This window comes from Subtercola vilae, assembly GCF_004923255.1.
In the GTDB taxonomy this organism is placed as follows: Bacteria; Actinomycetota; Actinomycetes; order Actinomycetales; family Microbacteriaceae; genus Subtercola; species Subtercola vilae.
In genome coordinates this window covers 154,083-167,122 of record NZ_QYRT01000001.1, presented here as the reverse complement: position 1 = coordinate 167,122, position 13,040 = coordinate 154,083, and the positions used below count along the sequence as shown (strand labels likewise).

Genomic DNA, 13,040 nt, shown 5'->3' with positions numbered 1-13,040 from the left:
CCGCAACCTCATTTCACTTTCACCACCAGAACCAGACCAGAACCAGAACCAGAACCAGGAGCAGGAGCAACACCGTGCTGACATTTCCGAAGGGCTTTCTGTGGGGTGCCGCCACCGCAGCCCACCAGATCGAGGGCAATAACACCAACAACGACTGGTGGGTGAAGGAGCACACCCCGGGAACCGCCATCGTCGAACCCAGCGGCGACGCCATGGACAGCTACCACCGCTACAGAGAAGACATGAAGCTGCTCGCCGACGCCGGTCTGACGTCGTACCGCTTCAGCCTCGAATGGAGCCGCATCGAGCCAGAACCCGGGTTCTTCTCCCGCGCAGAGATCGACCACTACCGCCGCATGGTCGACACTGCCCACGAGTTCGGGCTCGAACCCGTCGTGTCACTGCTGCACTTCACTGTGCCGCAGTGGATGTTCGCGCGCGGGTTCTGGCGTAACCCCGAGGCCCCCTCGCTGTTCGCCCGGTTCACCGAGGCGATCGTACCGATCGTGTCAGAGGGCGTCGAGTACGTCTGCACCATCAACGAACCGAACATCGCGGCCATGCTCGCCGGCGGCGAGACCGCCTCGAATCTGGTCGCCTTCGGGCTCCCTCGCCCCGACCTCGCCGTTGCCGACGCACTGCTCGCCTCGCACAGAGCCTCGCGCGAGGTGCTCTCCTCGGTGAGCGGGCTGAAGACCGGATGGACGATCGCGACCCAGGCATTTCATTCGACCGGCGAGCCCGGCGCCGACGAAACGCTTCGCGACTACCGCTATTCGAGCGACGACTGGTACCTCGAGAATGCCCGCGGCGACGACTTCGTCGGAGTGCAGGCCTACACCCGCACGTTCATCGGGCCTGACGGGCCCCTCCCCGTCTCCGACGACGTCGAAACCACGCTCACCGGCTGGGAATTCTTTCCCCCGGCGCTCGAGCTCGGCGTTCGAGCCGCGTGGGAGCTCAGCGAGCACGTACCCGTCATGGTCACCGAGAACGGCATCGCGACGGCCGACGACGAACGCCGCATCGACTACACCGACGGCGCGCTGCGGGGGCTCCACGCCGCGATCGCCGATGGAATCACGGTGCTCGGCTACCAGCACTGGAGCGCCCTCGACAACTACGAATGGGCGAGCGGCTTTTGGCCGACGTTCGGCCTCATCGCCGTCGACCGCGAGTCGTTCGTGCGAACCCCCAAGCCGAGCCTCGCGTGGCTGGGGGCGGTCGCACAGAACAACGGGCTGCCCGAGTGACCGGGCGACGATAGTCGGGGCTGATCAGACCGTGTCGAGCGCCGTGAACGACGGCACCCGGTCGCGCTCGATGTGGGCGTAGGCCACCGATTCGGCGACCCGTTCGTTGCCCGAGGCGATGGCGTCGCGCAGCGTCACGTGGTCTTCGAACGCGTCGTCGGCATCGAGTTTCGAGGTGAGGTAGAACAGCCAGAGCATGCGGCCCGTGACCGATCGCATCAGGGTCGTCATCAGTTCGTTGTCGGCAAGGTCGACGATCGCCTCGTGGTACCAGGTGCTGGCCTGGGCGATTTTGTACGCGTCACCCTCGTGAACGACGTCTTGGGAGTATTTCAGGGCGCTGTCGAGCACCTGCATCGAGGCACCCCGGGAGACCTGACGAGCGGCGAAACGGGCGGCGCCCACCTCGAGGCAGAGGCGAAGGTCGAAGAGGTCGTCGACCGTCTTCGCGTCCCACTTGAGCACAACGGCTCCGCGACGGGGGTAGGTGCGAACGAAGCCGTCTCGTTCGAGTTGAGGCACGGCTTCACGCAGCGGCACTCGCGACACCTGCAGTTCTTCGGCGAGGCGCTGCTCTGCGAGACGCGAACCCTGCGGGTATCGGCCCCGGATGATGCCTTCACGAACGGCGAGGTAGGCCTGCCTGGAGAGGGAGTCGGGTCGTTCAGCTTCGATCGGAGCATCTGTCTCGACGGTCATGGTGACTTTCTCTTGAAAGGGTACTGAGGGTGACGGGCGAGAGCGATGACTCTGCCCGCCACCATCAGGTGATGATGTACGACTGTATTACTGGTGCTGTGCTACTTGGCAATGCCGAGCATGCTGAAGTCGAGCTCGTTGGCACCGAGGTTCTGCGCGGCGGCGACGCCCGTCAGCCACTTCTGCGAGACGACCCAGTCTTTGTTGTACGACAGGTTCATGTAGCATCCGGTCGCCGAGTAGGTCTGGGCGGCCTTGGCGTACAGGGCCGTGTCACCCGTCTGCACGGCCTGGTTCAGGTCGGCGTCGGTGCTCGGGTCATCGCAGAGAAAATAGTTGATGCCGCCGGTTTTGTCCCAGAAGACGTGGCCCCACATGTACGGGCTGCCGCCATCGGGGCCGTTGTTGCCGTCGATGAAGGCGTCGGGCCCGGTGGTCGGGTCGTTCGCCCAGCCGAACACCTGAGAGGTGGGGAAGCCCTGCGCGGTCGCCTGGATGCCGTCGGTCTGCAGGTTCGCAGCCACGATGTTCGCCATGGCCTGGGCATTGGTGTTGTCAGAGGCGTAGCCCAGCACCATCGGGGTGCCCGACGGAAGCGTCTTGGCGTAGGCCGCCATCGCTGTGGGGTCGTAGCTGATGTTCTGCTTGTCGCTGCCGTCGGTGATCATGCCTTTGGCGTACAGAGTGGTGGCCGGCTCTGAGCGGTCGCCCAGAACCTGGCTGACGAGCTTGGTCTGGTCGATCGACGACATGAACGCCTGCCGAGCCTGTTTGGTGGCGAAGAACGACTTGCTCGGGTTCGTGGTGATCAGCGCCGACTGCAGGGTGGGCAGCAGGTCGCTGTTGAACGTCGCGTTGTTCTCGTACTTCGACAGGCTCGTCGACGGGAGGTTCGCCACGCTCACGCTGACGTCGCCGCTGTTGATGGCGAGCTGCAGGGCAGACGCGTCGCTGTAGACCGGCAGGTTGACGGTCTTGAACGGCGAGACGGTGCCCCAGTACTTGTCGTACTGCGTGAGGCCGTACTTCGTGCCCACCTCGGCATCGGTCAGCATGTAGGGGCCGGTGCCGAGGTCGTGGGTCTGCAGGTAGGTCTGGGCATTGTCGGTGCCGGCGTTGGCGGCGAGGCCGGTCGGCGACTCCATCTTCGGCCCGAACGGCGAGGCGAGGTAGTCGAGGAAGGCCGAGTTGGGGGCGTTCAGCGTGACGACGGCGGTCAGATCATCCGGAGTCGCAACCGACGTGATGCCTGCCGTCATGTACGCGGCCCCACCGGCGACGGCGGTACGGCGGTCGAACGACGCCTTCACTGCGGCCGAGGTGAACGGGGTGCCGTCGTGGAACGTGACCCCGCTTCGCAGTGTGAAGGTGTAGACGGTGTTGTCGGGCGAGACGGTCCACGAGGTGGCCAGGCGCGGCGAGTATGCCACGTGGTCGAGGTTGTTGGTGTACTGAACGAGGCCCTCGTACGTGTTGAGCACGATGGCGAGGCCGTTGTTGGCGTAGTAGACGTCAGGGTCTGGCGGCTGGCCGATGTCGCCGAGCAGCCCGACGGTGAGCGTTGCGTTGGTGGGCGCCGGGTTTGCTTTCGCGCTCGACGAGCTCGACGAACAGGCCGCGAGCGCGAGCAGCGGCAGGATCGCCAGGGCGGCGATGGCAGCACGGGTGCGCTTGCGATTGAGAGACAGCTTCACTTCAACTCCTTGGTTTGCGAGGGGTGGTGGTGGTGCGGGTGGTGCTGATCGACGGCTCACGCATTCAGGCGCGGGTCGGCGATGGCTTGGAGAACGTCGACCAGCGCATTCGCAACGATGTAGATCGTTCCGAGCACGAGGGTGACGCCGGCGATGGCAGGAAAATCTGAGGTGGGGATGCTGGCGGCCAGGTAGTTGCCGATGCCCGGCCAGCTGAAGATCTGTTCGACCACCACGACGCCGGCGAACATGAACCCGAGTTGCAGGCCCGCCATCGAGAGCCCGGGGCCGATCGAGTTGCGTACGACGTGGCGTCGTAGCACACGAAACGGCGTGAGCCCTTTCGACTCGGCGGTGCGCACGTAGTCGGCGCCGAAGGTGTTCTCGAGGCTCGAGCGCATGATGCGACCGATGGCGATGGCTGGGGCGATGGCCAGAACGACCGCGGGCAGCAGCAGGTGTTGCGCCGCGCTGGCGAAACCCGCCGTGTCGCCCGCTACCAGGGTGTCGATCAGCAGAAAACCCGTCGGCCCTGTTTCGCCGGGGCCACGGCCGTTGGCCGGCAGGATGCCCAGCTGCGCATAGAACAGAACGATTCCGCCGAGCGCCAGCAGAAACGGCGGCGCCGTCGCGAGAACAAGCAGTGGCGCGCGAAAGATCGAGCTGCCCCGCCACCGCAGCGCACCAGAGACAGCGAAGATGCCGCCCAACAACACTGCGAAGACGAACGACCAGATCACGAGCTCGATCGTCGCCGGCAGAAAGGTCTGGAGGTCGGTCACGACGGGGCGGTGGGTTCGAAACGAGATGCCGAGGTCGCCATGCACGAGGTTCACGATGAAGTTCACGTACCGCACGGGCAAGGGGTCGTTCAGCCCGAGCGCCTGGCGTTCGGCAGCGATGGCGGCCGGCGAAGCATTGGCGCCGAGGTAGGCCTTCACAGGGTCGCCGGTCGAGACCGACTGCAGAACGAAGATCACCGCGGAGAGAACCAGAATGAGCACGACGGCCGAGGCCAGTCGCCGAACGATGAAGCGGGTCATCGCCGGCCTCCGATCAGGTTGCGCACGGCGTCGCCGCCGAGATTGGCAATGAGACTGAGCATCAGAACGGCGAGGCCAGGGATGATCGGGATCCACGGTTCGGTCAGAAGCTGCCCGAGGTTTCGGGCCGTATCGGCCCCGAGTTCGGGCGCCGGGGCCGGCTGGCCGAGACCGAGGAACGACAGGCCGGCGAGCAGCAGAACCACGTTGCCGATGTCGAGGCTGGCCGTGACGATCGCCGTCGGGATGACCCCCGGGATGATGTGCCGAAAGACGATGCGGGTGCGGCTCGTTCCGGCAAGCCGGGCCGCCTCGACGTGCGGCCGGGAAGCGAGCGACTTCACTTCGCCGCGAATGATGCGGGCGTAGTACGGCCACCAGACGATGGCGATGCCGAGCAGCGTGTTCTGCAGGTTGTAGCCGAGCGCGGCCACGATGGCGATCGCGACGAGCGTGCCGGGCAGGGCGAGAAAGAGGTCGGTGAAACGCATCAGCAGGTTGTCGAGCCAGCCGCCGAACACTCCGGCGAGCGTGCCGATAAGACCGCCGATGATGAGGCCAGAGGCCACCACGATGAGCGCTGCGAACCAGCTGACCTGAATGCCGTAGAGCGTGCGCGAGAGCAGGTCGCGGCCGATCGAGTCGGTGCCGAGCAGGTTTCCGGGCGTACCCGGGGGCAGGTTCAGCCCGCTGGCCGGCTGCACCGGGTCGAAGGGGGCCAGCAGGCGAGCGAAGATCGCGAGCAGAGTGAGGGCGATGAGCAGGGCGATGATGACCCAGCTGAGCCGCCGACCCGGTGTTCTCTGCCCGCGGGGGAAGCCGGGCATCCGGAACCGCGGCGAGATGACCTCGGGCGCTCCGGTGACGGTCGAGACGGTTTCAAGCGGCGGCAGGAGGATTTCGTTCGGGTCAGACGCGCTCATGACAACACCCCTATTTCGGGAACTGAAGCGAGCAGCGCCTGGGTGTACGGGTGCGAGGGGCGCTCGATGACGTCAGCCGACGGCCCGACCTCTACGATCTCGCCGTGGGTCATGACCACAATGCGGTCGCCCATCAGCCTGGCCACCGAGAGGTCGTGGGTGACGAAGAGCACCGTCATCTCCAGCTCTTTGCGCATCTCGCGAATGAGGTTGAGCACGCTCGCAGCGAGAGACGCGTCGAGCGCGCTGGTCGGCTCGTCGCAGAGCAGCACGGCCGGGGCGATGATGGTGGCGCGGGCGAGCGCCACGCGTTGCCGCTGGCCGCCCGACAGCTCAGAGGGCCGAACACGCGCCACGGTGAGGGGCAACCCGATGGCCGTCAGTGCGTGGTCGATGCGCTTCTGGCTCTCAGGCCGGCTGAGCTTCAGCGGCAGCAGCCGCTCGCGCAGCATCTCGCCCACCGTGAGCCAGGGCGTGAGCGACGAGCCGGCGTCTTGAAAGACCATCTGCGCGCCGCCGCCGGCAAGGGTGACGCTGCCTGAGGTGGCGGGAGTGAGACCACCGATGACCCGCAGCAGGGTCGATTTGCCCGACCCGCTCTCGCCGACGATCGACACTGCTTCGCCCGGCTGAATCTGAAGGCTCACGCCGCGGAGCGCGCGGACTTCGGCGGGTGAGGTGCGACCACCGCCCCGCCCCCGGCCCCGCCAGCCCGTCTTGAGGCTGAAGGTGACGGTGAGGTCGGTGACGCGCACGGCCGGTTCTCGGGCTGCACCCGAAACGCTGACGGGCAGAACGGATGCCGCGCTCACGCCGGTGTGGATGAACCCCTGCACGTCGTCGACGCTGCGCCAGCAGGCACGGTCGTGGCTCGTCGCGGGCGCTGGTGCTGCCGCGGTCACTGTCGCGGTCGCGGTCGTTGCCGCGGGCTCGTTCTCGAATGCGGTCTCCGTGTCCGTCGCGGTCGCGGGCGCCGCCACCGAGACGAGCGGCGGCTGTTCGGCCCGGCACTCGGGCACGGCAAGGGGGCAGCGTGAGTGATACGCGCAGCCGAGCATCCGTTCGCCGGCCGATGCGGTCTCGGGCCGCAGTGTCTGCAACTCGAGGTCGCGGGGCGTGCTAAGTGACAACCGCGAGCGCAGAAGCCCGACGGTATAGGGGTGCGTGGGCGCGTGCAGCACGTCGGCCGCCGGGCCGATCTCGGCGATGCGACCCGCGTAGAGCACGGCGATGCGGTCGGCGATCTGACCCGCGACGGCGAGGTCGTGCGTGATCAGAACAACGCTGCAGCCGAACTCGTCGCGCAGCTCTCTCAGCAGGTCGAGCACCTGCGCCTGAACGGTGACATCGAGCGCGGTGGTCGGTTCGTCGGCGATGATCAGCGACGGCTTGCCGGCGACGGCAATGGCCGCCATGACGCGCTGCCGCAGGCCGCCCGAGAGTTCGTGCGGAAAGACCGTGAAGCGCAGCTCGGCGTCGGCAATGCCGACCGCAGACATCAGCCTCAGCGACTCGGCTGCGTTTCGGCTCGATTCGGTCACCTGGGCGCCGATGCGCATAGTCGGGTTCAGCGAGGTCATCGGGTCTTGAAAGATGACGCCGAGTTCGTCGCGGCGCACAGCCCGCAGCTCATCGGGCCGGCCGTCGACCATGTCGACTCCGGCTACGCGGATGCTGCCGCCCACCACGGGATTCGAGCGCTCGGGCAGCAGACCCATCAGCGCCAGTGCCAGCACACTCTTGCCCGAACCGCTCTCACCGACCAGCCCGATGATCTCGCCGGGCAGAACCTCGAGGTCGATGCCGCGCAGCACGTTCGAGCGCACTCCGTCGCGTTCGAGGCTGAGTGTCAGGCCTGAAATCGACGCGGCGCTCCTGTCGTCACTCGGCGTGAGCATGGGCCACCACCTCGTAGATCTCGCGGGGCTGGGTGAACCAGACCTGATCGGCATGGGCCGCGATGTGTTCGAGCGCCCTCGTCAGCTGTTTCAACCGGAAGGGAACACCTGAGATGAAGGAGTGCACGATGATGCTCATGACGAGCGGCTTTCCCTCGTCGATCGCCGCCGCGAGCAGCTCGTCGAATTCGTCGATGATCATGTCGGCGAACTCGCTGGGCGCCACCCCGCGACCGATCATCGACGTGCTGTCATTCAGTTCGAGGCCGTACGGCATCGCGAGCAGCGGAGCGCTGCGGGTGTTCAACCACACCGGCTGATCGTCGAGACGCAGGTCCATCACGTAGCGGTAACCGGCCTCGGCGAGCAGATCGAGCGTGCTCTCGGTGTGTGTCAACCAGGGGCTCGACCATCCGGCCGGCCGCGCGCCCTCTTCGAGTTCGATACGCCCGGCGACCTCGTCGAGGTATGCGAGTTCGTCGGCCTCGTTCAGTCCTTCGAGCGAGTCGGAGTTCGACACCCCGTGCCCCACTATCTCGGCGCCCTGCCGCCGGGCTTCGGCGAGTAGCTCTGGCGCCGAATCGTAGACGGCAGTGTTCAGCAGGATGGTCGGCCGAATGCCGAAAGACTCGAGTCGCTTCAGCAGGCGGAACGCCCCCACCCGGTTGCCGTAGTCGCGCCAGCTGGCGTTCACGAGGTCGGGTGCGGGCACACCGTCGAGCAGGTTCTCGACGTGCCCGTCGCCGAAGTGGTAATCCTCGATGCCCACCGCTATATAGAGGGCGAGCTTCTTATCGTCGGGCCAGGGCGCCTGGGCGCGACTGGCGATGGGCGCGTAGTCGTAACGATCGTGGGTGCTGAGCGAGCTCATGAGTTTCCGATCCATCGGGTCATGCCGACATCTGTTGCTGCGGCACGGCGAACCATCGCCTGGTAGTGCCCGAAGTTCGCGTCTTCGTTGCGTCTGGCCCGCTCGATCACGGGCAGTTTCTCTGCGAACAGCTCGCGGGCCTCGTCGAGCAGGGCGGTCTCGTCGACCGTCGTGACGGCTCCGTTCTCGAAGACCACCGCGCCGTTCACGACGGTCAGGCGCACGCTGCCGCCCGCTTCGCAGTACACGAGTTGGCCGCGCAGGTCGTTGAAGGGCGTGAACGCACTCGAGTGCAGGTCGAGCATCGCCAGGTCGGCAAGGTAGCCTTCCCGCACGGCGCCCAGCTGGTGCGATTGCAGCATCGCGGATGCCCCACCGCGCCAGAGACTGTCGAGTACTTCGGCGGCCGCCGGCCACAGGTCGCTGTCAAGACCCGAGACGTTGTGAATCAGCCCGGCCGCCTTCACGACACCCCACATGTTGGCGCTGTCGTCGCAGATCGCCTCGTCGATACCGAGGCTCACGGTGATGCCGAAGTCTTTCATGCGGCGAAACGGTGCCACTCCGCTGCCGAGGCGCAGATTGCTCACCGGGTTGTGGGCGATCGTCGCACCGGCTGCGGCGACGAGGGCCAGATCGGCATCGTCGACCCACACGGCATGTATGACGTTCATCCGCTCGCTCAGCAGACCGAGGTCAGCCGTGTACTCGATGAGGGAGCGCCCCGCAAAACGCGGCTGGTGCTCTGCGAGGGTGCGCTGCACCTTCGTTTCGAGCATGTGGGCGAACAGCGGCACGGTGTGGGTGCGGCTGAGCTCGTTGATCGCTTCGAAGTACTGCGGGCTGACCCGCTGCGGCGCCGAGATCGACACCGCTGCCGTCAGCCGGCCGCCCTCGGCTCTGTGCCAGCGCGCCAGCAGATAGTCATACGCCTCGAGCAACCCCGAAGCGTCGAGGGGCGCGGGGTTCTGCAGTGAGCGCCGAAGCTGTTCGTCGGCTGTCTCAGCAATGAACGGCAGCTTCTCGGCTTCGCTGAGTTCGGGCTGGTCAAGCGCCACCGATGCTCGTATGCCGCAATCGGCATACGCCTGCATGACAGCATCGATGATCTCGGGGGTGGGGAAGGGCATGAGAAATGCGTCGTCTTGCACGCTGGTGGTTCCGGTTCGCAGCATCTCGAGCGCGGCGAGCATTGTGCGCAGGTACGCCTCGCGCGGAGAGGGCGTGAGGGCCGGGTCGGCGGGAGATTCGTAGAGCATGAAGAGTTCGAGCGGCAGGCTCCGAAGCGAGCCCTTGAGGTGGTTCGCGGGCGAGTGGAAGTGCGCGTTGATGAGACCGGGAACCAGCAGGTGGTGGCGCGCTCCGTCGATGATGCGATGGGTCTCTGGCTGCGATTGCCGGCTCTGCGATGCGGTGTCTGTGCGAGCCCTTGCGCCAGTGTGAGAACCGGCGTCAGCGCCAGCCACCGCTCCGCCCGTGATGTCGGCGTTCAATTCGAACGCGAGGCGCGCTCCGGCCCCGATCGTGTCGATGCGGTTGCCCCGAACGAGCACGTCGGTGGGCCCGAACATGCCCGACTCGGCCTCGGCGTCGTAGATATAGACGTCGGTGAAGAGGATGCTCACGAGACCATTCCTCCCGCTCGACCCCACGTGCTGGCGCGCGACGTCGACAGCCCCTGTGCAACCAGTCCTTCGGCCAGCGTGATCGCGGCGGCGACACCCTCGATCACGGGCACACCGAGCGCGGCGGTGAGAGGCTCGACGAGATCGGCGAGCCCCGCGCATCCGAGAACGATCGCTTCGGCGTGATCGTCTGTCATCGCCCGGCGCGCTTCGGCCACGAACAGTTCGAGCAGGTGCAGCGAGCCATTCGTCACCTCGGCGACGGGCTCGTCGACGGCCCGAACGGTGACGCGGTGGCCCATTCCGAGGGTTCGCACGACGCGGTCGGACTGCTCCATGGTGCGAGCGGGCATCGTGATGATCGTGAACCGGTGCGCCAACAGCGCGGCGGTCATCAGCGCGGCTTCGGTCATGCCGACGACCGGGCCCGAGGCCGCCTCGCGGGCGCCCGGCAGGCCGGTGTCACCGAAGCATGCGATGACGTAGGCGTCAGGGCGACCATCCGTGGGGCCGCTCTCGAGCCGCTCGATCTCGAACAGCACCGAGGCCGCGCCGTGCACCTCGTCGATGTGGGTCTCGATGCTCGGGGCCCCGGTCAGGGGGGTGACGCCGACGAGGGTGGTGTCTGCCCGGGCAGACGACGCGGCGAAAGCGACGACGGTGTCGGTCATCGACGAGGTGGTGTTGGGGTTCACGATGGCGATGCGCATCAGCGGGCACCGACTTCGCGGTGGGCAACGTGGTCGTGGGGTGCAGCGTGCTCGCGGGGTGCAACGTGCTCGATGGCCGCCGCGGCCAGTGCGTCGATGCCGAAGCCGCTGATGGCGATGGCTGCGGCAGCCGCACCGGCGCGGGCCGCCTCGATGGCGTCGCCGGTCTGAACGTGAGTGGCGGCGAAGGCTCCGCAGAACGCGTCGCCGGCACCGGTGCTGTCGACGGCATCGATCGGCGCAGTGGCCACCGCGGTGACAGTGTCGCCGTCGAACACGAGGCAGCCGTGTTCGGCCCGCTTGATGACCACGATGCCGGGGCCGAGCGACTGAAAGAGGCGGCCGGCGGCGGTCAGGTCGTTCGTTTCGGCCAGGGTGCGCGCCTCGATCTCGCTGGGCATGAACACGTCGCACGCGGCGATGATGCCGAACAGAGCGTCTCTGGTGCCCTCGAGGTAGTCCTCCTGCAGATCGAGGTAGAGGGTCGCGGCAGAGTTCGCGCGAAGCCACGGCGTGAGGGCCAGCTGCGACTCGAGGCTCATCGCCGAGATGAGAATGGCGTCGGCGTCGAGCGCCCACGCGGGCACGTCGGCCGGGTACACCGAGAGGGCATCGAAGTCGGCCTCGGAGCAGAGCATGTTCCAGCGGCGCGTTCCGTCACCGAAGTAGTCGATGACGTTGCGCACGGTGGGAAGGTCGCGGTGCGGCAGATCGGCGGTCGTCACGCCGGCTGCGGCCAAGGCGTCGAAGAACGAGTCGGGCAGATCGGTGCCGATGGGTGCCAGCATCCGAACGTCGGCGAGGTTCAGGCGAGCGGCCAGAGCGGCGTACGCGGCATCGCCGCCCATCGCCGGTGCGCTGCGGATGCGTTCGCCCGTCGCGCCCGTGCCCGCCGCGGCAGGCACGGTGCCCGGCAGGGCGTCAAGCGCCGCGTCGCGCAGGGAGCCCGGCGCGGCGGCAGGCAGCACGCCCGGCAGAGCACCAGGCGCCTCGACGACCGGGGCATCGTGAACGGCTTCGTCGATCGTGAGGTTGCCGATGCAGACCAGCGACGACACGGCTCCGCGGCCGGCGCGGGTGGCGCGGGCGGGCGACGTCACCGGGCGCCCTCGGCGAGCGCCCGCTCGGCGGCCGCGAACTTCGCCATGCCGAGGTGGTACCCGATCATCTGGGCCGGCACCAGGTAGACGAGCGAGCTCAGCGCCTCGGTGATCGGCGGCACCGTGAGCACGGCGTTCGCGTGCTCGTCGAACGCGTGCTCGCCGGTCGTGGTGATCACGTACAGCTGGCCGCCGTAACGCCGGGCATCGCGGCCGGTGTCGACGGCCCGCGGCACCGACGGGCCGCTCGGCGCAAAGATGAACAGCGGCTCGAACGGCTTCTGCGTGTTGTAGTGGTGGTACTCCTCGACCTCGATCTCGACAGCGTGGTCGGGTGTGGTCTCCTTCACCTTGGCCGAACCGACGATCGCCGCCGCCCAGTTCGGTCCACCCGCAGAGAACAGGTACATGGTTCGGGCGGCCTCTGCCCGGGCGATCTCGGCGATCGGCTCGTCGTTCGCCGTCAAGACATCGCCGATCACGTCGGGAAGTGTCTGCAACTCGGCGACCAGTTGCGCGGCATCCGGAGCACCCCGGCGCACACCGACCTCGGTGGCCAGCTTCATGAGCAGCGCGATCGCGGCCGTCGACGACTGGGTCGGCCAGCCCACGCGCGTCGCCTCGATGAGCAGCGTGCGCTCACTCTCCTGGTCGAGCGACGAGCCGGGGGTGTTCGTGAGCGCGATGGTCAGGGCGCCGGCATGCTGCGCCACGAGCACGGCCTCGACCGTTCGGGTCGTCTCGCCCGAACTCGACAGGGCGATCACCATGCTTCGCTCGGTCACGAGATGCTGCTGGTAATACGCGAACTCGAGGCTCGGTACGGGTTCGCACGGAACCCCGAGCATCAACTCGAGTGCCCGGCGAGACGCGATCATGACGGCAAGCGAGTCGCCGGCACCGACCAGAAAGACGCGATCGGTCGTGCGCTCGGCGATCTGCGCGCTGATCTCGACCAGCGCGTCACTGTTTCGCGCCCACGTGGCCCGAATAGCCTGCGGCTGCCCGAACATCTCATCTCTCGTGACCTCGACCCGGTGCCGGCGCTTCGCGTCGAGCGGGTCGTCGGTCGGCAGCGACAGGATGCTCGCCCGCTCGGCCGCGGAGACACGCACGACAACGGCTTTCTGTCGCTCGTCGAGCGGGCTGTCGGGGCCGAGAAGGGGGCTGTCGAGGGTGGTGGTCATGAGGTGGGGCGCTTTCTGGTGGGTGAAATCGGGGAGA

At 67.2% G+C, this 13,040-nt stretch carries 11 protein-coding genes; 1 reads left to right on the top strand and 10 read right to left on the bottom strand.

The window, feature by feature from the left end:
* Positions 1-74 precede the first annotated feature (74 nt).
* Entirely contained in the window at positions 75-1,253 is a 1,179-nt protein-coding gene (locus D4765_RS00820) for a glycoside hydrolase family 1 protein (RefSeq protein WP_136640312.1), read from the top strand.
* 24 nt (positions 1,254-1,277) lie between these two features.
* Here the strand turns inward: D4765_RS00820 and D4765_RS00815 are convergent, their stop codons facing one another.
* From D4765_RS00815 to D4765_RS00770, 10 genes are all read right to left on the bottom strand, one after another.
* Positions 1,278-1,952 (bottom strand): GntR family transcriptional regulator, encoded by a 675-nt coding sequence (locus D4765_RS00815; protein WP_136640311.1) that lies wholly within the window; start codon positions 1,950-1,952, stop codon positions 1,278-1,280.
* Between the two features lie 101 nt (positions 1,953-2,053).
* Positions 2,054-3,646 (bottom strand): ABC transporter substrate-binding protein, encoded by a 1,593-nt coding sequence (locus tag D4765_RS00810; RefSeq protein ID WP_136640310.1) that lies wholly within the window; start codon positions 3,644-3,646, stop codon positions 2,054-2,056.
* Positions 3,647-3,702: 56 nt separating this feature from the next.
* The gene (locus D4765_RS00805) at positions 3,703-4,689 is read right to left on the bottom strand and encodes an ABC transporter permease (protein WP_136640309.1); all 987 of its coding nucleotides are present in this window, start codon (positions 4,687-4,689) and stop codon (positions 3,703-3,705) included.
* Positions 4,686-5,612 (bottom strand): ABC transporter permease, encoded by a 927-nt coding sequence (locus D4765_RS00800; RefSeq protein WP_201799190.1) that lies wholly within the window; start codon positions 5,610-5,612, stop codon positions 4,686-4,688. Before D4765_RS00800 ends, D4765_RS00805 begins: the two co-directional genes overlap by 4 nt.
* A complete protein-coding gene (locus D4765_RS00795) occupies positions 5,609-7,510 on the bottom strand; it encodes an ABC transporter ATP-binding protein (protein ID WP_136640308.1) in 1,902 nt (633 codons plus the stop codon). The genes D4765_RS00800 and D4765_RS00795 overlap by 4 nt, the downstream gene beginning before the upstream one ends.
* A complete protein-coding gene (locus D4765_RS00790) occupies positions 7,494-8,381 on the bottom strand; it encodes a polysaccharide deacetylase family protein (RefSeq protein WP_136640307.1) in 888 nt (295 codons plus the stop codon). Before D4765_RS00790 ends, D4765_RS00795 begins: the two co-directional genes overlap by 17 nt.
* A complete protein-coding gene (locus tag D4765_RS00785; protein WP_201799189.1) occupies positions 8,378-10,006 on the bottom strand; it encodes an amidohydrolase family protein in 1,629 nt (542 codons plus the stop codon). Before D4765_RS00785 ends, D4765_RS00790 begins: the two co-directional genes overlap by 4 nt.
* Positions 10,003-10,716, bottom strand: coding sequence for an aspartate/glutamate racemase family protein (locus D4765_RS00780; RefSeq protein WP_136640306.1), 714 nt, complete (start codon positions 10,714-10,716; stop codon positions 10,003-10,005). The genes D4765_RS00785 and D4765_RS00780 overlap by 4 nt, the downstream gene beginning before the upstream one ends.
* Positions 10,716-11,816, bottom strand: a complete 1,101-nt coding sequence (locus tag D4765_RS00775) for a carbohydrate kinase family protein (RefSeq protein WP_136640305.1) — start codon at positions 11,814-11,816, stop codon at positions 10,716-10,718. The genes D4765_RS00780 and D4765_RS00775 overlap by 1 nt, the downstream gene beginning before the upstream one ends.
* A complete protein-coding gene (locus D4765_RS00770; protein WP_136640304.1) occupies positions 11,813-13,003 on the bottom strand; it encodes an SIS domain-containing protein in 1,191 nt (396 codons plus the stop codon). Before D4765_RS00770 ends, D4765_RS00775 begins: the two co-directional genes overlap by 4 nt.
* Between the last annotated feature and the right edge of the window lie 37 nt (positions 13,004-13,040).